This is a genomic window from Spiroplasma sp. NBRC 100390, assembly GCF_001886495.1.
GTDB lineage: Bacteria > Bacillota_I > Bacilli_A > Mycoplasmatales > Mycoplasmataceae > Spiroplasma.
The window spans coordinates 1,059,348-1,081,287 of record NZ_CP018022.1 but is presented as its reverse complement, the minus strand read 5'-3'; the positions used below and the strand labels follow the sequence as shown (position 1 = coordinate 1,081,287).

20 protein-coding genes and 3 tRNA genes are annotated in these 21,940 nt (G+C 27.3%); 19 read left to right on the top strand and 4 right to left on the bottom strand.

Annotated features, from left to right (window positions below):
• The first annotated feature begins 232 nt into the window (after positions 1 to 232).
• The 4 genes from S100390_RS04865 to S100390_RS04850 all read left to right on the top strand — a co-directional run bounded on the left by S100390_RS04865 (position 233) and on the right by S100390_RS04850 (position 2,529).
• The gene (locus S100390_RS04865) at positions 233 to 1,885 is read left to right on the top strand and encodes a lipoprotein (protein ID WP_070407148.1); all 1,653 of its coding nucleotides are present in this window, start codon (positions 233 to 235) and stop codon (positions 1,883 to 1,885) included.
• 294 nt (positions 1,886 to 2,179) lie between these two features.
• Positions 2,180 to 2,255 (top strand) — tRNA-Trp (locus tag S100390_RS04860).
• A gap of 94 nt (positions 2,256 to 2,349) precedes the next feature.
• Positions 2,350 to 2,424: transfer RNA gene (locus tag S100390_RS04855), tRNA-Trp, on the top strand.
• A gap of 12 nt (positions 2,425 to 2,436) precedes the next feature.
• Positions 2,437 to 2,529 (top strand) — tRNA-Ser (locus tag S100390_RS04850).
• Positions 2,530 to 2,578: 49 nt separating this feature from the next.
• Here the strand turns inward: S100390_RS04850 and S100390_RS04845 are convergent.
• Together S100390_RS04845 and S100390_RS04840 are read right to left on the bottom strand one after the other, a co-directional pair.
• The gene (locus S100390_RS04845; RefSeq protein WP_070407147.1) at positions 2,579 to 3,436 is read right to left on the bottom strand and encodes a DegV family protein; all 858 of its coding nucleotides are present in this window, start codon (positions 3,434 to 3,436) and stop codon (positions 2,579 to 2,581) included.
• Positions 3,437 to 3,450: 14 nt separating this feature from the next.
• Positions 3,451 to 4,293 (bottom strand): DegV family protein, encoded by an 843-nt coding sequence (locus S100390_RS04840; protein WP_070407146.1) that lies wholly within the window; start codon positions 4,291 to 4,293, stop codon positions 3,451 to 3,453.
• 129 nt (positions 4,294 to 4,422) lie between these two features.
• On the opposite strand from S100390_RS04840, the gene S100390_RS04835 reads away from it, so the two are divergent.
• The 7 genes from S100390_RS04835 to tyrS all read left to right on the top strand — a co-directional run bounded on the left by S100390_RS04835 (position 4,423) and on the right by tyrS (position 10,502).
• Complete coding sequence (locus S100390_RS04835; RefSeq protein WP_070407145.1) at positions 4,423 to 5,514, top strand: M42 family metallopeptidase; 1,092 nt, start codon at positions 4,423 to 4,425, stop codon at positions 5,512 to 5,514.
• Between the two features lie 2 nt (positions 5,515 to 5,516).
• On the top strand, positions 5,517 to 6,140 hold the full coding sequence (gene ytpR / locus S100390_RS04830; protein WP_070407144.1) for a YtpR family tRNA-binding protein: 624 nt from the start codon (positions 5,517 to 5,519) through the stop codon (positions 6,138 to 6,140).
• A complete protein-coding gene (locus S100390_RS04825) occupies positions 6,133 to 7,155 on the top strand; it encodes a nicotinate phosphoribosyltransferase (protein WP_070407143.1) in 1,023 nt (340 codons plus the stop codon). The genes ytpR and S100390_RS04825 overlap by 8 nt, the downstream gene beginning before the upstream one ends.
• A gap of 41 nt (positions 7,156 to 7,196) precedes the next feature.
• Positions 7,197 to 8,264, top strand: coding sequence for a hypothetical protein (locus S100390_RS04820; RefSeq protein ID WP_070407142.1), 1,068 nt, complete (start codon positions 7,197 to 7,199; stop codon positions 8,262 to 8,264).
• Between the two features lie 81 nt (positions 8,265 to 8,345).
• Complete coding sequence (locus S100390_RS04815) at positions 8,346 to 8,699, top strand: hypothetical protein (RefSeq protein ID WP_070407141.1); 354 nt, start codon at positions 8,346 to 8,348, stop codon at positions 8,697 to 8,699.
• 2 nt (positions 8,700 to 8,701) lie between these two features.
• Positions 8,702 to 9,208: a hypothetical protein gene (locus S100390_RS04810; RefSeq protein ID WP_070407140.1), complete on the top strand. Its 507-nt coding sequence runs from the start codon at positions 8,702 to 8,704 to the stop codon at positions 9,206 to 9,208.
• A gap of 43 nt (positions 9,209 to 9,251) precedes the next feature.
• Entirely contained in the window at positions 9,252 to 10,502 is a 1,251-nt protein-coding gene (tyrS, locus tag S100390_RS04805; RefSeq protein ID WP_070407139.1) for a tyrosine--tRNA ligase, read from the top strand.
• Positions 10,503 to 10,560: 58 nt separating this feature from the next.
• Here the strand turns inward: tyrS and S100390_RS04800 are convergent, their stop codons facing one another.
• Positions 10,561 to 10,806: a hypothetical protein gene (locus S100390_RS04800; protein WP_070407138.1), complete on the bottom strand. Its 246-nt coding sequence runs from the start codon at positions 10,804 to 10,806 to the stop codon at positions 10,561 to 10,563.
• Positions 10,807 to 11,050: 244 nt separating this feature from the next.
• Here S100390_RS04800 and S100390_RS04795 point away from each other — a divergent pair, with 244 nt between their 5' ends.
• Together S100390_RS04795 and S100390_RS04790 are read left to right on the top strand one after the other, a co-directional pair.
• On the top strand, positions 11,051 to 12,331 hold the full coding sequence (locus S100390_RS04795) for an ATP-binding protein (protein ID WP_070407137.1): 1,281 nt from the start codon (positions 11,051 to 11,053) through the stop codon (positions 12,329 to 12,331).
• Between the two features lie 176 nt (positions 12,332 to 12,507).
• Positions 12,508 to 12,906 carry a hypothetical protein gene (locus S100390_RS04790; protein WP_070407136.1) on the top strand — a complete coding sequence of 133 codons (399 nt, stop codon included), beginning with the start codon at positions 12,508 to 12,510 and terminating at the stop codon, positions 12,904 to 12,906.
• A 25-nt stretch (positions 12,907 to 12,931) separates the two neighbouring features.
• Here the strand turns inward: S100390_RS04790 and S100390_RS04785 are convergent, their stop codons facing one another.
• Complete coding sequence (locus tag S100390_RS04785) at positions 12,932 to 13,273, bottom strand: hypothetical protein (protein ID WP_070407135.1); 342 nt, start codon at positions 13,271 to 13,273, stop codon at positions 12,932 to 12,934.
• A gap of 177 nt (positions 13,274 to 13,450) precedes the next feature.
• Here S100390_RS04785 and S100390_RS04780 point away from each other — a divergent pair, with 177 nt between their 5' ends.
• From S100390_RS04780 to S100390_RS04760, 6 genes are all read left to right on the top strand, one after another.
• Positions 13,451 to 14,266 (top strand): hypothetical protein, encoded by an 816-nt coding sequence (locus S100390_RS04780; protein WP_070407134.1) that lies wholly within the window; start codon positions 13,451 to 13,453, stop codon positions 14,264 to 14,266.
• A gap of 74 nt (positions 14,267 to 14,340) precedes the next feature.
• A complete protein-coding gene (locus S100390_RS04775; protein WP_070407133.1) occupies positions 14,341 to 15,978 on the top strand; it encodes a lipoprotein in 1,638 nt (545 codons plus the stop codon).
• A gap of 166 nt (positions 15,979 to 16,144) precedes the next feature.
• Positions 16,145 to 16,438 (top strand): PTS sugar transporter subunit IIB, encoded by a 294-nt coding sequence (locus tag S100390_RS04770; RefSeq protein ID WP_070407132.1) that lies wholly within the window; start codon positions 16,145 to 16,147, stop codon positions 16,436 to 16,438.
• A gap of 167 nt (positions 16,439 to 16,605) precedes the next feature.
• Positions 16,606 to 16,740: a hypothetical protein gene (locus S100390_RS05645; protein ID WP_257784775.1), complete on the top strand. Its 135-nt coding sequence runs from the start codon at positions 16,606 to 16,608 to the stop codon at positions 16,738 to 16,740.
• Between the two features lie 78 nt (positions 16,741 to 16,818).
• Positions 16,819 to 19,533 carry a magnesium-translocating P-type ATPase gene (gene mgtA / locus S100390_RS04765; RefSeq protein ID WP_070407131.1) on the top strand — a complete coding sequence of 905 codons (2,715 nt, stop codon included), beginning with the start codon at positions 16,819 to 16,821 and terminating at the stop codon, positions 19,531 to 19,533.
• 207 nt (positions 19,534 to 19,740) lie between these two features.
• Entirely contained in the window at positions 19,741 to 21,315 is a 1,575-nt protein-coding gene (locus tag S100390_RS04760) for an APC family permease (RefSeq protein ID WP_070407130.1), read from the top strand.
• Positions 21,316 to 21,940 lie beyond the last annotated feature (625 nt).

The window sequence follows — 21,940 nt, the reverse complement described above, 5'->3', positions numbered from 1 at the left end:
TTGATATAATGATTAAATCTTATACTCTTTTTATTAACACAAAAAGCAAATAGAATAAGGGGGAAAAATTTATGTTAATTGTTTGTAAAATTAGGTTTTATTGTAAAATTATTCTTCTAATTAATTTTTTGCATACAAAATGTTTATGTTTGTTTCGTAAAACACATATTCCTCCAACATTTTAGTTTTTAAATTTTGAATAAATATAACTAAAGTAAAAGAGGAAAAAACAATGAAAAAACTATTAAGTATTTTAGGAACAATAACATTAGTTGGAACCGTTGCACCAAATGTTGTTGCCTGTCATAACAAAAAAATTATTGGCAACGAAAGTATTACAGCAAAAGACATTGAGGTTTTTAATGAAATTCAAGCAAAAGCTATTGAGAAAATTAATCAAAAAATTAAAAATATTCCATATGTAGATAGTATGAAAAATAATTTATCAAAAATCTATTCCAAAGTAAATAAAGGTGATATTGAGCCTTATCAATTAAAATTAAATAATTCGGATGATAATAAATTAGCCACTTATTTTATTAATAATTTTACAAAAATTTTTGACGATGTTAATCGTGACTTACAAAACGAATATTCAAATTATTTTACTAATGAGTTGCCATTAACTTTAGATGATCAAAAAAACATTGTGAAAGTTAGTTTTATTGATGTAGAAAATTTACGCAATAAATTTCCTAGCGATGTTAATCCAGAACCATTTTCAGCTGTTCGGGTTGATTACAAAGCAACCATTCAATTAAAATTTAAACAAATGTATGCTAGTTTTGAAATAACAAATATTTATAATGTTACCGAAAATGTGGACACTTTACGAGCTTTTTCTGATAAAGCAGTAGTTTTTCTAATTGAAAATATTAAGGATTATTTCTTAGAATTAGAAACTGTTGATCTTTCAGAAAATAAAATTTTTAAACCATTATATGATCAAATGATTTGAGATTTTTCAAAAGATACCACTGAATTAAATGGTGTTTTAAAAAATTCATTTAAGGAATATATTGCTAGTAAAACTGAATTTAAAAATATTAGTATAACTTATAATGATACTGATTTAATTAAAAAAGAACAAGATGGTCAATTAACCGCTGATAACAAAGGTTTTAATGGATTATCTAAAACCAAAAAAGCAAGAGATTTATCACTAGCAAATTGAGTTGACCCCAATACTAGTAAAAACGATCCGTGAAAAAGATTATCAGGTGCAACTGTAGAAAATTTTGTTAATTTTTATAAAACCAAAATTGGTGATGTTTTTAATATTGATAAAGATGATAACTTAAATCTAGGTACTTTCAAAATTAATTTAAATTATTTAAATGTTTTTGGTCTTGGTTTATCTGGTAATGTTAAAGATAAAAATGATGAAGATTTAACAATTGCATTAAATTTATCTGGTAAAGCAATTGATAAAAAATTAACTAATTGAGGAAAAATAGTTGTTCAATTTCTTAAATACTCAGATGATTTAGGAGAACACACAAGAGTTATTGTTTCTAATATTTTTAATCTTTTAACTGTTTCTAAGCAAGATTTTAAACAAATGGTAATAAAAAATCAAAAGAATGGTTTAAAAAGTGTTGTTAAAATTATCATTGATGGTTTTAAAAACTCAGATGAAGCAAAAGATTTAGAAGATCTTGAATTATTTAATTTAATAACACATCCTTTATTATCAAATCCAATTGGTCATTCAAGAAGATATGAACCAAATATATTAGTTTGGGATAAAGAAATAGAAGAAAAATGAGCAGTCATGTTTACATTTGGTAAAAGTTTTGATGCTGGTTTATATTATTCTTTTGCATCAAATCAAAATTCTGATGAAATAGTTGACTTTGAAGTATCGCCTAAAGGTAGTGATTAGAAAGCTTGTAAATTGTCAAATTAAAGGCAAGTTTTTAAGAAATTAAAATTTGAGCTAGACATTTTAAACACACTTAAAAGTGTTTTAAAGTTTAGCTTTTTTAATTTTTTATTTAAGAAGGTAATTGTTTTTTTGTTATAGTAATTTATTTTTATATTAAATCGTGGTTTTCTTTAAAAAAATTTGGTATTGTGCCATAAACTAAAATTTAGAAAATAAATAAAATTATTTGCTATTTCAAATTATTTTGTTAAAATAGTTAAGTGTCAATTCTGATACTTAACTTTTTATTTTAGGGGTATAGTTCAAGTGGTAGAACATCGGACTTCAAATCCGAGTGTTGTGGGTTCAAGTCCTGCTACCCCTGCCATGATGTTTTATAAGATGAAAGTATGAAGATACTTTTTTTATTTTAGAACTATTATTCTTTTATATAATATTTGTGTTATGATTTAAAAGAATTTAGGGGTGTAGTTTAATGGTAGAACAGCGGTCTCCAAAACCGTACGTTGTGGGTTCAAGTCCTATCACCCCTGCCAGGATAATAAAATGGAAGTATACCCAAGTCTGGTTGAAGGGGGCGGTCTCGAAAACCGTTAGGTGGAGTGATCCATGCAAGAGTTCGAATCTCTTTACTTCCGCCATAAAAAGAAAACAAAAAAACCATTTCTAATTTAGAAATGGTTTTTCCTTTTATTTATTTTCTGGAATTGCAACAAAGGCAATTGTATCTAAGCCAGCATGAGCAACAAAAATATTAGCTAATTGTTCGGTATGATAATTTATTTTTAATTCGTCTAATTTTTGAGTAACATTATCTCAAATTTTATCAGTACATTGATTTGTTTTTAAAACAAATAACTGAAATTTTTCTTTGACTGTTTTTTTAAATTTATCTCATGTTTCAACTAGTGCTTCAATTAAATTATTTAATGTTCGTGATGAAGCAATTTTTTTGGGATATTCACCTCATTGAATTAAAATTTTAATTTTAAATAGATTAATCAATGATAATAACACTTTTCCAACGCGTCCCCCTTTTGATAAGCGTTCTAAACTACCGGGGATCATTGCCATATATGTTTTTTGTTCTAAGGCATTTGTTTTTGCAATAATTTCTTGAACAGTGAGATTTTGTTGTGCTAATTCATTGGCATAAATAACTAATGTTTTTAAAGCAAAAGCGGCCGTGTGGTTACGAATAACGTGGACTTTTCCGCGATATTGTTTTTCTTGGCTTAAAGTATAAGCAGTTGCATATTGACTTGATAGTTTTTCGGCAATAGGATAATGAATAATTTCGTCATATGTTTTCAAAATTTCATCATATTTTGCCATTAATTCTCCCGTTGAAGCTTGGCTTGTTTTAGTACTTCCTGTTTTAACAATATCATAGAAGTGATATTTTTTTATTTCTTCTTCAGTATCTAAAATATCGGTTTCGTTATTTAAAATAATATGTAAAGGAATAACGTGGATTCCTAATTCTTTAATTTCTGCTGTTGTAAAACCGGCTGATGAGTCAGTTAGAATTGCAATTTTTTTATTCATAAAGTTATTCTCCTTTATTTATCTCAACATACTAGGACCACGGTATTAGGGCCGGTGTGAGCAGCAATAACGTTTGCTAGAATGTATGTTGAAGTAATTATAGCACCAGCATTCTCAATTATTTGATAAACTTCGTTTAAAGTTTCGTTATCTGTTTTAGAATGTAGTAAAATAATATTTTTTCAATTTTCGCGTTCTTTTTTAATTTGACCAAGAGCTGTTTCAACAGCTTTTTTAAATGTTCTTGTTTTGTCAAATTTATCAATTCGCCCATCATATCTTAAAATTGGTGTTATTTTTAATAATGATGCTAGTGCTGCTGCGGCAGCAGTAATTCGGCCACCTCGTTTTAGTGTTTCTAAACTCTTTGGAATAATAAATGCACTAAATTTTGTTTTAATTACATCAATTCTTGGTTGAAATTCTGTTAATTCAACACCTTCTTGAATTCAACTGTAAATTAAATCAATCATAAAAACTAATAGTTCACTAACGCCATCAGTATCAATAACAAAGACCTTTCCTTTATATTCTTCACCTTGTGCCAACATTGAGATATTTTCATGCTGGCCCGATAAACCTTTTGACAGTCCTACAAAAACAATATTATCGTACTTTTTCAATAATTCATTTCAAGTATTTAACATTTTTCCCATTGGAATTTGGCTTGTTTTAATTACTTGGTGTTCTAAGATATCATAAAATTCATTAAATGAAATAATATCTTCATCATCTTCAACTTCACTCCCATCTGGGAAATTTAATAATAATGGTAGTAAATAGGTGTCTTCATATTTTTTTAATTCGTCCTTCTTGATTCCTGACGATGAATCTATTATTAATGCAACCTTACGCATAATTGCCCTCCATTTATTTTCTATAAATTTAATTATCATTGAATTTTAGTTATTATATTGTTAAACTCTTAACAATATAATAATTATAAACTTTGATATAATAATTTCAAGAACGAAAGGAAGATAAAAATGAAAATTACTAACGAAAAGAAAATAATGTATGAAAATATTTTGCAAGCATTTGGGCCATCAGGGTGTGAAGAGCAAGTTGTTACATTAATGAAACAATATTATCAAAAGTATACAACAGAAATAATTCAAGATAATTTAGGAAGTTGTTTTGCGGTTATTCGTAATCAAAAAGGAATTAAAAATGCTAAAAGGGTAATGCTAATGGCGCATGGTGATGAAGTTGGTTTTATGGTTAGTCAAATTAATGAAAAAGGATTAATTAGAATTAATCCATTAGGAGGAATTTGAGAACAAACATTATTAGCTAAGCGGGTAAAATTATTAAAAGATGATGGAACTTTTATAACCGGAGCAATTTCGGCAATTGCTCCCCATTTGTTATCACCAGAAGCACGCTTAAAACCAACGCCAATTAGTAATATGCTAGTTGATTTTGGATTTACTTCAAAAGCAGAAGTATATGCTGCTGGTGTTCGGGAAGGCAATTTTGTTATTTGTGAAGGACCAACTGTTTTTTTAAATGACAAACGATTGTTATCAAAGGCAATTGATAATCGAATGGGTATGATTTTAGGATTAGAAGTATTAGAACAAATTAAAAATAAGGGATTAGATTTTGATTTATATGTTGGTTTTAGTGCTCAAGAAGAAGTTGGAACTCGTGGCGCAGCAACTGCGACAACATTAATTAAACCAGATTTTGCAATTGTAACAGATGTTTCACCGGGGCAAGATTATGAATCAACAAATACCTTTGGTCAGTTGGGGCAAGGTGTAATGTTACGAGGAATGGATAATGGTTATGTTACTCGGCATGATTTGATCAAATATCAACTTGATTTAATGCAGCAACATCAAATTAAGTATCAATTTTATATTTCCCCAGGCGGTACTGATGCTGGACGTGTTCATTTAGTGGATTGTGGAATTCCGACAATTCAGGCTTGTTTAATTGCTCGTAATTTACATACAATTAGTGGTATTATTGATTTAGATGATTTTAATGAAACAATTAAGTTGGTAACAACTATTATTGAAGATTTAAATGAGACAAAGATTAAGAATTTTAATTGAAGTGAGAAGAGGTAAAAATGGAGACAGCATTAATTGGTTTATTCTATCAGCCGGATTTTGATGTTTTAGTTGGGTATGAACCAATCGTTACGCAAGGAGAACATACGATTAAGAAAGAATGGGTTTTCTTTCATAATAAAAATATTCAATGTCATAGTTTTAATTTGTTAAATGCTAGTCAGCATTTAACAACAAAATTAAGACCAGGTATTAATAGTGATAATCAATTATTATTAACAGAGTTAGCAACAATGTTTAAAAAACAAGGGTATCTATTTCATAATATTAATAATAAACCCCAATTTATTGTTGGTCAAATTTTAGAACGTAAGCAACACCCTAATTCTGATAAATTAAATATTTGTCAAGTTACGATTGGTTCTGAAATTCTTCAAATTATTTGTGGAGCAGATAACTGTGAGGTTGGTCAGTTAGTTGTTGTCGCACGAGTTGGTGCAATTATGCCCTCAACATTACAAATTGTTCCTAGTGAATTACGAGGTGTTATGTCAAATGGAATGTTATGTTCAGAACGAGAATTAGGATTATCATCTTCTAGTGTTGGTAAAAAAATTATGTTATTATCACCAAAACAATATCATCTTGGAAATAGTTTTTGAAAGGAATATTATAATGAGTAAAATTAAAACAGGATATTATAGTGCCGTTTATTTTTTAAAAACAGCTAATATTTTAAAAAATGAGAAACCAAATGATATTATAACAATGCAATTTTTTCAGCGGGAAGAAAATGTTATTTTGGCGGGGGTTAATGAGTGTGTTGAATTATTAAAAACGGAAGCTTTTAACCCAGAGACACTTGAAATTACAGCTTTGACTGATGGTGATGTAATTCAACCAAGTGAGCCGGTGTTAAAAGTTACGGGGCATTATTATCAATTTGGTCATTTAGAAGGAATCATTGATGGTATTTTAGCACGACAAACTAGTATTGCGACTAACTGTCATCGAATTTTACAGGTAGCAAATAATAAACCAGTTATTTATATGAACGATCGTAGTGATTATTATTATAATCAAGAAAATGATGGTTATGCTGCTAAAGTTGGGGGAATTACCAATTTTGTGACAACAGCTCAGGTAACAAAATTGACAGGGAATTATGAACCAATGGGAACTGTCCCGCACGCTTTAATTCAAGCATTTAATGGAGATTTAATTGTGGCACTACATGCTTATCAACGATTTTATCCAACTGATAAATTAGTGGCCTTAGTTGATTATAATAATGATGTTATTACTGATACTTTAAAAGTGGCAGTTGAATTCCCAAATTTATATGCGGTTCGTGTTGATACATCGCAAGCTTTAGTTGACAAATATTTTCTTGGGAAAGAAAAACAATACCCACTTGGTGAAATTAACGGGGTAAATAAACATTTAGTTTGTGCCTTACGCCAACAATTAGATCAACAAGGTTATGATTATGTTAAAATCATTGTTTCTTCAGGATTTAATGTTCAAAAAATTATTGAATTTGAGAAGGAAGGAGTGCCAGTAGATATTTATGGGGTTGGTCAATCTTTGGCAAAAATTAATATTGGTTTTACTGGTGATGCTGTGCAATTAAATGGTGTTGATCAAGCCAAATTTGGTCGGCATAACATTATTTCAAATCGACTAGTTAAAAAGTAAGAAATGTTTTATAATATAGGTAAATAAAGGGGGTTTTCATGATGAGTGAAAATAAAAACCAAAAAATCGAATCTTATTATAATCATGATGATGCTTATCCTCATCTAAAGCGTGAACAAAAACGACAACAAGAAGAAGTATCAGAAGCAACTAATATTGAACCTCCAGCTGAGGAAAAACCTTCTTTAAATTCATTGGGAGAAGTTATTTCACCATTGTATGGGAAAAAACTTGATGGGGCTAATGATTTTAAAAGTACGATGAGTAGTTATGAACATAATTTGCATGATGAATTAGAAAGTGCTGCTTCTAATTCAATTAATGAAATTATTGAACAAAAAATTGTTGAGAAAAAAGCTGAGTTAGCAAAAATTCATATTGTTAAAGAAAAAGTTTCAGATGCTGAAAAAGTTAATATTGAACAATATTTTAAAAAATATAATCCATTGACAGATGGTGGCACAATTAAGTCAACTTTAAAAAATCGCAATAAATTATCAGAACAAGCAGCCCAAACCGTATCATTTTTATTTAAACCACGTAAAAATGGGGAAAATGTTTTTGGGGAACGAACAGCTGAATTAACATTGGAGTTAGAACAAATTAAACAAAAAATTAGTAATCCCAAACCACGTTATCAAGTTGATGAGTATGAACAAACGGCATTGTTCGAAGGATTAGAAGAACAAAAACTAATTAATGAACAAATTCGTCAAGCGGTTGCAGAAGCTTATCATATTGATGATAATTTTTCCGAAAATATGCCATTAGAACAACGCCGTCGCTTGATTCAACACAACTCAACTAAAGCAGGAGCAGTTCGATTTAAGACCCTACTTAATTTACAAGAGAGTAATTTAAATAATCAATTCTTACGTCGTTCAAAACCAATCGCACAATATCATCAAAATTTGCATGATTTACGAAAAGATGATTCAAATTCAGAAACAAAACATGTTAATGATTATTATACTAAACGTAATCCATATTTATCACGTATGTTAGAATTGGAAGAACGTACTGCGCGAGAAGCTGAGGAAAAACGAAAAGAACGAGTTAAGGCTCAAATTAATGAAAGTAAAAATCTTGATAAAGATGAGAATAAATAAGGATTTTTATTTTGATATTAAATAAAATAAGTTATAATGTAAAAGTAATATTTAATTTGATTAGAAAAAAGGGTGGAAGAAATGATATATATCTTAGCAACTAGTGACGATTTATTAATTTCACAAACAATTTTAATTATTGTTTTATTATGTTTAGCGATTGTATTTTGTTGTTATGGAATTATTGCCGCTCGGAAAGTTGCAATTGCTGCTAAGAAATTTGATTATTTTGTTGAAGACTTAACTTATAAATCAGAAATGTTAAACTCTACTGTTGACACAGTTGTTAAAGTTTCAAATTATATTGATGTATTTGAAGCCTTTGCTAAACGGAATGTTAAGGCATGAGTAAAAGTTATTGCTCGTAATAAAGATATTGCTTATCGAATTGTTGATAAATTAAAAGATTTTGCTAATTCTGATGAGAAGGAATAATTATGGCTTTTAAGTTTGTTAAAACATTAGCAATTATGGTAACGGGGATGCTTATTGCTCCTAAAAAAGGATCAGAATTACGGCAAGATTTTATTAATTTAGTTAAAAAATATAATCCACAATTGAAAAAAATGGTTAATAAAATTGAAATTGTGTGAGAAAAATCACAAGGAATCGAATCAGATGAAGTAGCAGCGGATATTGAATTACGAATTAAAGATGTTAAGGGTGCTGTAGAAATTTTAGATTCTGCTTCAACGAAAGAAATGGCCTATAAAGCATTAAAAAAAATTGATGTTGGGGCTGTAAAATTAATTAAAGCTGCGGCAAAATCACCAAATGTTCGGGCAGTTGCGAAAGATTTAGCTAAAATAACAGTTTCTGCAATTGATGCCGGAATTAAGGTAACGGAAGATTTGAAAAAAACATCAGCGTCAATTTCAGAAAAAATTATTGAAGAGGAAAAACCTAATCAACTTAAAAAAATCGCAAAAGTCGATAAAGAATAACTCTAACATTTTAGAGTTTTTTAAATAGTAGAGGGAATAAATGATGGTAAAAGATATTATAGAAGAATTAAAATGACGAGGTCTATTAAAGCAAGTAACTAATGAAACAAAATTATTAAAAGCCCAAGCTTTAAAAAAGGGAGTTTATTGTGGGTTTGATCCAACAGGTGATTCATTACATGTTGGTCATTTAATTCAAATTATGTTGTTAAAACGTTTTGAAATGTTTGGTTTTCAGCCAATTGCTATTATTGGTGGTGGAACCGGAATGATTGGTGATCCAAGTGGTAAAAAAGCAGAACGGATATTATTAGATGACCAGACGATTATGCATAATGTTCAAGCAATAAGTACCCAAATGCAACAATTAATTGGAAAAAATGTACGAATGGTTAATAATGCTGATTGGTTACAAAAAATGACTTTAATTGATTTTTTACGAAATGTGGGGAAAGACTTTAATATTAGTTACTTGTTAGCAAAAGAAAATATTGCAACAAGAATTGAGGTTGGGTTATCATATACCGAGTTTGCTTATACTTTATTGCAAGCGTATGATTTTTATCAATTATATGTAAATTATGATTGTGCTGTTCAAACGGGGGGAAGTGACCAATGGGGAAATATTACTTCAGGGACAGACTATATTCATAAACAAATCGGCGAAGATAATTTAGCATGTGGTTTAACAATGAATTTATTAACTAAAGCTGATGGGTCAAAATTTGGAAAAACAGAATCAGGAGCGGTTTGATTAGATCCAAAAAAAACATCACCATATGAATTTTATCAATTTTTCTTTAATCAAGATGATCAAGAAACTGGAAAATTATTACGTTATTTAACAATGTTGACGGAAGCAGAAATTATTGCAATTGAAAAAGAACATCAAAAGGAACCAGCAAAGCGTATTGCACAAAGAAAATTAGCTGAAGCAGTAACATTATTTGTGCATCAAACTGATGGATTAGCAACAGCACAAATTGTAAGTGAAGCATTATTTAATGGTAATTTGCACCAATTATCGAAACAGCAATTGGATCAATTGCAAGGTAGTTTATCATCTTTTTCATTAACAACTTTTGATTTGCCAATTCTTGATTTATTAGTTCAAGCTGAAATTGTGACATCAAAACGAGAAGGGCGTGAGTTCTTAGAACAAGGGGCAATCACAATAAACGGGAATGTTGTTAATGATGAAGCATGGGTTGTTACAAAAGATAAATTTTTATTTAATAAATATTTAATTGTTCGTCGTGGAAAACGAAAATACCATTTAATTTCTTGTGAATAATTATGTATTTAAAATAAAAAGACACACTTTTATAAGTGTGTCTTTTTAAGATATAAAATTATTTTAATTCAACGGTTTTGTTCTTGGCAGCTTTATTTTTATTTTTAACATAAAGACGAGTATAATAAATCACTTGGATTAATAATACAACAAAGATATTAATAAATGCAAATAAACGACAATGTCAAGGTGTTTGTGGTAATGCTAAAACAGCAATTAACAATGCTAAAGCATAAGCATTTAACGTTCCTCAAATTATAATTTTATGTCATAATTTTAATTTTCTTTTCTCAGTTTTTTTCATGTTTAGAACCTTTCTGGTATGTCTGACCATTTATATCTGTGTAAAATACACTTAGTATTATTTTAACTTAAAAATCTGAAATTATGTCTTTTATTTTTTAATTTTTAAATTATTTTTCTTAATTTAATTGAAATTGGTTTTTATTTACTCAAAATAAAAACCAAATAATTATGCATTATAATGAGATTTTTTCTCATTTTTAATATATAATTAAATATATAGAAATATAAGGGAGCATATTATTATGAGAAATTTTTTAATTAAAACAATAAAATTTAGTGGCTTTCGAAAATTTGATAAAGAAGTAGAAATAAAGTTTAATACTAATAAAAACTTATATAATTATCAATATTCGGTTAAAGAAGTAGAATTTAAAAATAATAAGACAGAAGATTTTAATTCGGTTATTGGAGTTATTGGTGCCAATGCTTCGGGAAAATCAACAATTTTAGAATTATTTTTAAAATATCAACAGTTTAACGAATTAGGTTTAATTTTTAATAAGGAAATGATTACTCCTTTTGGTATGAAATATAGTAGACAACAAAAAACATTTGATCAAGCGGATTTTAATGCTAATAGTAAGTGCATTAAAATTACTGTTATTTTTACAACTGATTATGGAGATTATATGCATGAAATAGTATTTCAAAATCCAAATTTTTTTGAAGAAACAATTTTGAAAGATAAAAAAATAATTTGACAGCAAACTAATGGTGATTTAAATAAATTAAATTTCTTACGTTTTTATTTATTAGCAAATTCACAAATTGAAAAAAGTGAAAATAATCAATTTATAAGTTTATTAACTGATGAAACTAATACATTTGGTGAAATGTTATTAAAAATGTCTAAATCGTTTTTTAGTTTTGATGTTATTTTAGAAAAGCAATATTTAATTGATGAAAGTTTAAATGAATTATTATTGCATAGCACTACAAATGATAAAACACAACAACTTTTACAGAAAAAAATTAATATAATTATTTCAACAATTGATTCTAATGTTAAAAAAGTGTTTTTTCAAGTTAAAAAAATTCCGGATCCGTATAATTTTAATAAAACTATAAAACAAGTATCAATTCAATATGTTGAATTAAAAGATGATGCTAAAATCCCTTTTTCTCTTTTGTCTGAAGGAACATTAAAATTTATGTCAAAAATATTAATGTTGTTAAGAATTACAGAAAAATTAGAAACTTATAGTTATATTTTTATTGATGAGTTAGATAATTCATGACATCCAAATTTAACACGATTTTTTATTAGGCTTTTTAAAGCAAACTTCTTTAAAAATATTATTTTGGTTTTTACTGCACATAATCCTTATATCTTTGAAGAAGTTAGAAAAGATGCTATTTATGTAATTAACCAATATAATGATGTTACTTCTTTTAACGAATTACGTTGAAATGATAAACCAATTCGAAATGATTTTAAATTTTCTAAAAATTATTTTGATGAAGTTATTGGTTCACATCCTTCTAATGATGATTTTGAACATTTTTGTGAGGAAATTATTTAATGTTATCATTGTAAAAATATATCATTATTTGTTTTGAAGGAAAGGAAGCTAATACAGAGAGAACATATTTTAAAGGTGTTAACAGTAGTGAAAAAATCAAAGCTGAAATTTTTGCTATAACTCATCTGACATTTAAAAGTTTAAAAATTAAGAGTGATGGTAATTATAAAAGAAAATTGGAAACTTTATTACTTTCAGTGACACCCAACAATCTAAGTCTTAAGGTCTTTATCATTTTAGATAATGATAATGAAGCGATTAATAATGTTAAAAAATATAAAGATAAAATTGTTAATAGTATTGCTGATATTTTAGATATTACTGAAAAAAATATATTTTTAATTGAACTACCTTTAGGTAAAACATTTGAATATTATTTAAAATTGCATTTTTCTGATTATAACAGTTCAAAAGATGATAAAATCTTTATTAAAGAACAATTAGGATCTAATTATAAACAAAAAAAGGTTGATTATTTTAATAAGTTATTATCATTAACTGATAACTTTAGTTATTTGGAACAAAATTTAAAAGAAATGGGTTGCGATTATCTTGAATTAATAAATAAAAAATAATACATTTAGTATTATTTTTTATTTATTAATTAGGAGTTTTCTTTTTACTCAATTCTAATTCATTTTTAGCTTTTTCATATATTTCAACAATTGCTTTATGACGTAGATATTCTTCTTCAGAAATATTTTGAATCACACGTTCCTTAATCTCATCTTCAATAAATAGTGATATATATTTATTCAAGGTATTAATTGCTTTTTCAATTTCTTCGTTTGTTGCAACATAATCAGAAATTAATTCAAATTTTTCTTCTCAAGTTAAACTATTAACAAATTCTAAAATAAACCGTGGATTTTCTTTAATGTATTCTGATAAAGGTTTATCAATATGTTCATCAATAAAAATATCAATTTTTTCTGGTAACATTTATCTTTTTTACCTCCTGAATCTTTTTAATGTTAATAATTTTTTCTTTAAATTATCAACTTCGTTTTAATTATAACATTTATTTTTTAAAAAAAATTTTTGCATTTTTGTAAATAAATATATATAATAGTTCAAAGTACCGGAAATAATTTTAAAAAAGCAAAGGTATGAGAACAGATGGACAAATTAATTTTTACATTTTTTGGGTTTAAATATATTGATTTAGCATTATTAATTTTTATTGCTAAAATATTAGTTTTTTTTGCGGTTCTTTATCTTGCTTCATATATTACTAATCTTTCTGTTTTAAAAATAAAAGTTAAAAAAACCTTGGCAATTATTTTTTTAGTTATAATTCAAATTAGTTTTTATTTTTTATTAAATATGTCACGATTACTAATTATTCATAATTTACTACATTTAATGACCTTTACTATTAGTTGATGAGTTTTAATAGGCAAGCATCATTTTCCAAATTATTATACTGATTCCATAATATGTATTGTTTCTATTGTTTTTGAATTTATCCTAATTGTAGTGTATGCAATTGACAAAGTTAAAGTTAGAACAGGTGATAGTGTTGTTATTTTTGGGTTTTTAGGTTTTGTTTCAGTTATTGTAACATTATATTTTTTCAGACAACTGTGAACAAAATATTTAAAAATAATCTTAATTAATAAGATTTTAACTTACATTAATGCAATGAAAGCAATTCATAGTGATTTGTTTGAAAATAATCTATCTGTTGTTTTGTTTTCACAGAGTGTTTTTGTATTATTCTCAATTGCTTTTTCAGTTGATAGTTCAATTATGATTCGTAAGATTTTATTAATTTTCAAAAAACATAACATTAAACAAAACTTTAACTTTGTTTTATTAATCGAATTAGATAATATTATTAAATGGTTACAAATGTATATGTTAGTTAATAAACGTAGTGAAAAAGAATTAAAAATCATTGTTAATGGTTATCAACGGGAGTTATTAAATTAGAATGTTCTCGGGTAGTTATTTTTAATTAAATAAAAGTTTTTATTGATAGTAGAGAGTGTAAAGGAAATAAAGAAATGAAAAAACTTTTAACTATTTTAGGGAGCTTTGTTTTAACTAGTTCAGCGGCTTTAAGTGGTACAGCATGTCAGAATCAACCTTCTGGGGTAAAGCCAGACAATGATTCAAATACTAAGCATGATCAAGTAGATGATCCAACTACTGTTAAAGATCCTGTCCAAGCGGCAAAAACTAAAATTATTAATAAATTAAATCGTTTTTCTGAATTAACGCCGATGATTATTGATAGTAATGATTTTCAAACAGTTAATGCTGATGATGCTTTTAATATTTTAAAAAATAATTTTACTGAATTTGGTGATGATTTAACATTAAAACAAACTAATTTTAGTAAAATTGAAGTTGTTGATGAATCAGTAATGCATTGTGGGCAACTGGAGTTAACTGCTGATTTTAAGGGAGAAGAATTAGTTAATCCGAAAACAGAAGATAATAATTTTGCTGTTGCGGTTACTACTAATGATTTGAAATTAACTAACGAAACAATTCAAAAATTAAATCAAAGTTTAACAATTATTTTTTCAAAAATGGACCTTCCAATTTCGGGAAGTAGTTTACCAATTGAAACTATTTTAGGCATAGTTACTCAGGTTGGTTTATTTGATAATTTACCAACTGTTATTCCAACAAAATTTGATAATAGTGATTTAAATTGAAAAAAATGACAAAATTTTATTAATTTATTAACTAATTTACCAGGTGTTGGTGATTTCCTAAAAGATGGAGCAATTGATAAAACAATAGAACAAAATATTATTATTGGAACAACAGCAACAATTACGATTAAAGCAAAATATCTTGATATTCTAAATAGTTTAGCATCAGATATCATTCATTTTCGTAATTTTGTAGTTGAACAACGCCAACAACAAAAATCACAAAATTTATTGTTACTATTAATTCAATATTTATTTGATACACCACGAAATATTAATGATGATGGTTTTCTAGATGTTAATAAAGATATTGATAGTAATAATGGTGGCAAAATTAAATTTGGTACTAATTTAGAACGTATTTTACATAATTTATTTGATGGTTGAAAAAACAAAAGTAATGAGTGATCGGCTGTTAGAACACCAATTTCAGTTGTGATTGCGGTAAAAGTACTTTTTGTTACAACAACTATTAATATTAAATATGAGCAAATTCCGCCACGTTGATACCAAGTAACATCAGGAACAGAAGGAATTATTGATATTCTTCCGGTAAAACATGTTAAATCTTTTATTAATCAATTATTTAATTATGATTTAAATTCAGATTTAAAATTAACAGCTCATATTGTTAAATGAGATTTTAATTTTTCAATTCCGCTGAGCAAAGAAATTCAACAATTAATTCCAACGATGTTAAAAATAAATGGTCACAGTGAAACAGCAATTGCTAATAGTAAGGTTAAATTAACTAGTGGTAAATGGCATATTGAATATCAAGATCAACCAAATGGTGAATGAAAATTAGCCAATGGTGTTGATGATTTAGCAACAGCATTTGATGTGCGAATTAACATTGATGGTATTGGTTTTACTGTAAAATCAATTAATGATAAGACAATTTTATTTAAAACAACCAATGAAGACTTACATATGATTTTTATTCCGGATATTAACTCAAAAATTTTAGGGTCATAATTTTTGAGAAAGTTGCTATAGATTTCTTTTAAGTTAAACAGGGATAAATAATAAATATAAATGACTTTGGTATTATTACCAAAGTCATTTTTTAAATTATTGCATTTTTAATTTATAATCAGTATAATTTAATATAATTATGAATAGTAAAAAATGGAGGCTCTATATGAAGAAGATTAGTTTAATTTGTTCAGCGGGGATTAGTACTAATCGAATTTTAGATAAGATTAATGATGTTATTGCAAAAAATAATTATGATATGCAGTTTTTTGCAATAACGCCAGAAGAATTAGAAAATGATGATTATGATATTATTTTATTAGCCCCGCAAGTTGAATATTTAACAACAAAAATTAGAGCTATTTTAAAAAATAGTAAAGTTGTTGTGTTACCATCTGAATTATATATTAACAATGATTCAGAAGGGATTATTAATTTTGTTAATACATTATTTGATTAGATTAAGCAAAATAATGCAAAGACTATCTTTGCATTATTTTTATCAAACTTTTTATTTATTTATTTTATACAATAAAAATATTTTTTATATAAAAACCATATCCCTTCCTTTTTATGTTAAAATATATGTGTATTATTTTTGACTAAAGAAAGAGTGGTGATATTTCTATGCTTGGACAACAGGAACAGTCCGGAACCAGTATGGACCGGTTAACAAGGGGTATTAATTTTAATAAAAGTAATACATTATTATTTAATATTGTTTCTGACCATCAAAGAGATAATCACCGTAATTGTGCATAATTGCTAAATTTTTTGCTTGCGTTAATTTATCTTCTTATTTTGTTGTGTCAAGAAACAAAGTAGGAAAGGAAGCAGAACATGTTTGGGAGAGATAGAACAAAAGAAGCTTTATTAAAGAAGCTGAATTTTAATGATAAAAAATTAAAATCATGTTCAAAACTGAACCAAACTGAATTATTAACTAAATTTAAAGATAATCAGTTTGGGGTAAAAACTACTGATGTAGAAAATTTACAAAAAGAATATGGATATAATAAAGTAGATACGACAAAATTCAACTGAGTTTTAAATTTCTTTAAATCATTTTTTGGACCATTTAACTTAGTTTTAATGGCAATTAGTGTTTGAAACTTTTATGAATTTTTCTCTACTCCTGTTGCTGAACGGGGAATTGCCGATGTTTTACCAGCAATTATTGTTGCAATAATGATTTTTGCAAGTGGGACAGTTGTTTATATTCAAACGATTAAAGCCCACTTTGTCACAAAAAAATTAATTAGTATTGTAAGCAATAAGGCAATGGTGATTCGTGATATTGAAGGATATGGGAACATTAATCATGATAATATGTTTGAACTAATTAAAAAAGGAGAAGATATTGATGTTCGTGATTTAGTGCCTGGTGATTTGGTTTACTTATCAAGTGGGGATATGGTTCCTGCGGATGTTCGAATCTTAGTTAGCCGGGATTTATTTATTAACCATGCTTCACTAACGGGAGAATCAATGCCAATTGAAAAACATGCAATAACAAGTAATTCTAATTTATTAGAATTAGAAAATATTTGTTTAATGGGGACAAGTGTTGTTTCAGGAAGTGCAATTGCAATGGTGATTCAAACTGGAATTAAAACATATTTTTCATCAATTTCAAGTGCATTACAAGAAAAACGCCCATTAACAAATTTTCAAACAGGAGTACAACGGGTAACATTTTTATTAATTATGTTTGTGTTAATTATGGCCCCAATTATTTACCTAATTTATTCGGGAACTAAAAATGATTGATTGGGGGGACTTACATGAACAGCAGCGGCAGCAGTCGGAATTGTTCCAGAAATGTTGCCAATGATTGTGACAAGTAACTTAGCACGGGGAGCTCGGAAAATGAGTCGGAGTAAACTTGTTTTTAAAAATTTAGGAGCAATTCAAAATTTAGGAGCAATTGATGTTTTATGCACGGATAAAACCGGAACATTAACAAATGATAAAATTGAGTTAATTAATTATGCAAGTTTAGATAATAAAAAAGAAACAAATTTATTGAAACTTTTATACTTAAATAGCTACTTTCAAACTGGAATTAAAAATCCATTAGATACAGCAATTATAGATCATGTTAAGGATAGTTCACATTATTTTACTCCTGATAAATATCAAAAAATTGATGAAATTCCTTTTGATTTTGAACGTCGTCGCTTAACAATAATTGTTAAAAACGAGGAGGAAACAAAATTAATTTCAAAGGGAGCAATTGAAGAAATTATTAATGTCTCAAATAAAATCTACTATCAAAATAAAATTGTTGATTTAGATGATGAAATGAAAAAACAAATTACTAGTACTGTAACGCGTTTGAACAATCAGGGATATCGTGTTTTAGGAATTGGTTATAAAGTTGTTAATGATGATAAAAAAGCATATAGTGTTAGTGATGAGAAAGATTTAATTTTTTATGGATATGTAACATTTTTAGATGTACCTAAACCATCAGCAGCAAAAATGGTAAAAGTATTAGCGGCTCGTGGTGTTGACTTAAAAATTTTAACAGGGGATAATGCTGCTGTAACTCGTTCAATTTGTGACCGTGTTGGAATGCAAATTAAAGGGATTATTTCTGGAGAAGAATTAGACAAATTAACTGATTATGAATTAAAACGTGCCGTTGAAATTAATAATGTATTTGTTAAGCTAAATCCAATTGAAAAATCAAGAATTATTGCTTTATTAAAAGCTAATAATCACGTTGTTGGTTTTATGGGTGATGGAATTAATGATGTTCCTGTCTTACGACAAAGTGATATTGCAATTTCAGTTAATAATGCAACTGATGTTGCTAAAGAAGCATCAGATATTATTTTATTAGAAAAATCATTAGATGTAATTGAACATGGAATTGAACAAGGACGTTTAACATTTGGAAATATTTTAAAATATATTAAAATAACAATGGCGTCACAATTTGGAAATGTTTTTTCCTTAATTGTTGTGGCATGATGAATACCATTTACTCCGATGCTGCCAGTACAAATGTTATTCCAAAATTTAATTTATGATTTTTCACAGTTTGCAATTGTGTTTGACCGGGTTGATAAAGATTTCTTATTACAACCACAGCGTTGACGAACAAAGGGAATGTTGTCGTTTACCTTTGTTAATGGTCCGATTAGTAGTGTCTTTGACATAATTACCTTTGTTATTTTAGGTTATGGCTTTGGTGTCTTTAATGCATATGCTGCTGATCCAAATTCAGCAAATGCTGCTTACCATGTTGCCATTTTCCAATCAGGATGATTTATTGAAGGCTTAATTACACAATCAGTAGTAATGTTAATGTTCAGAACAAAACAAATTCCATTTATTCAATCAAGACCAACTTGACCAGTTAATGTGTCAACAGCACTTGTTATGGTGTTGGGATTCTTAATTCCATATGTCTTTAACAATGTCTTTCCGATGACCGCCCCACCATTGGTATATATTCCAATTGTTTTGGGTGTCATTGCGGCATATTGTATTACCGCGCAATTGTCAAAAGTTGGTTATATTAAAGTGGTTAAAAATTGATTATAAAATAGTATAATGAAGTATTTAGAGGGAATGTGTTAACAAAATTAACCATTCCTTTTATTTTTTATTGGAATTATCATTTTAATGTTAAAATTTTAAATATACTTGTGTTAAAATTTTGATATTAAATAATATACTAAAAATTATTATTTAGCGTTTCATAATTTTGAGAACTGAAAAATAAATTAATGGAAAGGGTGAGATTGAATTATGCAGAAGAAGGCTGCTCAAAAATATGGATTTTTTATGTGTTTTTGTATGGTTGTTGGAACAGTTGTTGGAACGGGAATCTTCTTTAAAAATGAGGGTGTTTATGGATTAACAAATGGTAATGGAATTTTAGGATTAATTGCTTGAATTATCGGGGGTGTGATGGCACTTTCATTTGGATTGTCATTTATGGAAATTTCATCAGCAAAACAAGATTCTAATTCAGGGATTGCCTTATATGCAAAATTATTTGGTGGGCAACGTTTTGGCCGTGTTGTACGAAATGCAATGAATCATATTTATATTCCCTTAACTACTTTTACTGTAGCTTATTATACAACAAAAGCATCAATTTGAGCTTTTGGTGGTGGATTAGATGCTGAAATTGCGTTTAGTTCAAGAGTTGGTGGTTATGGAAATTATCAATTAATTTTAACTTTTTTTGCAATTTTTTATACTATTTTATTAATGTATATTTGTACTTATTTAGAAAAAACTGGGAAATATATCCAAATGACAACAGTTGTTTTAAAGTTAATTCCGTTAGTTTTAGTTGGTTTAATTGGAATGTTCTTTTTTAAAAATGATCCAAATGCTTTTAGTGAATCGGGCTTAGGGGATCCTGACAAATATAAGTTAGTATCAAATAAAAGTGGATTTGAAATGATTTTAATGGCTTTACCGGGGATTTTATTTTCATTTGATGGGTTTTTATCAACAACATATATTCAAAAAGATGTTAAAAAACCAGAACGTAATATTCCATTAGCATTGGTACTAGGATTAACATCAGTGACGATTCTTTATCTAATTGTTTCAATTGGAACTTTAAACTTAGATTCTAGTGGAAGTGTTGCTGCTGCTGCCGGAAAGATTTTTAGTAATCCTGTTACGAACAAAGTTTTTGAACGGGTTATCTTTGTCTTTATTTTAATTAGTGCTTTTGGAACTTTAAATGGCTATAGTTTTTCAATGGTAAAATTAAGTCGGTCATCAATTGAGGATAATTTTATTATTGGGGCAAAATGATGTAATAAAATTGTTGCCAAACGTAGTCTTAATTTAGCAAATTTTGTTGCTGCAGTCATCATAACATTAGTATGAGGACTAATTATGGGAATTCCAACTGTTTTTGCAAAAGAGACTTATAATTTTTATGATTTTATTAGTAATGCTGGTGTTGTTATGGCCTTTTTGATGTATGGAGCAATTATTGGCTTAGGAATTTACAATCGTTATCATCAGCGGATTAAAACAACTAAGAATTGATATTTTATCCCGGCAGCTATTATTAGTGTGATTTGTATTGTAACAATTATTAGTTATAATGTTTATTCATATTTCTTAAATGCAATTGTAATGTTAGAGAAAACAGGACCAATTTTAGCAATTGTTTTATTAATGCTAATTTTAGTTTTACCATGACTTGGGTTATGAATGAAAGACAATGAAACAAAAGGGAAAAATATTAGGGCTATTAAAAGCATAGATAACCAAAATAATGGTGATAATAAAAATATTAGTGTTGACACAGATGATAATAATATTGAAGAAATTAAAGATAATAAAACGTAGGTAACAAAAAAAGTAAACATATTTTCTTAGATATGTTTTTTTATTGGTAATAAAGTCCCCTTTCGATAGGGGAATAAATCTTTTTAATAGGGGAGTTTTTGGTAGTGTATTCGTTAAAAAAGACAAGAATTAATTTTTTATGTAGAATCCCCTACATAATAGCAATAAAAAGAATAAGCAATATTAATGTTAAAATTAAAATTACTTTTTATTGTTTTAGTGATATAATAAAAATATAAATTTTATTAAAGTAAAAGATATTAATGAAAGTATACTCCAGATCGCGATTATACAAATAATAACTATGCTTTCATAATAATACACATATTTTGTTGGTAATTTATGAGAGTTTTAGTTTTTTAGAACTCTTTTTATCACTCGTACCAAAGTAGCAACATTAAAGGTGTGTGATTAATTAATGATTCTTGTTTGTAATGTTATGTCTTTTTGTCCGATTTTACTTTGAATTACTTTCTTGAATACAAAGTATATTTTGTTATTTAGGAAGAAATATGTTCCGCCAGCATTTTATTTCTAATGAAAATATTAAAATAAACAATACACTACTCTTGATATTTTTAAGAAAAAAGATAATGTCTAGTTACTAAACAATTATCAATAATCG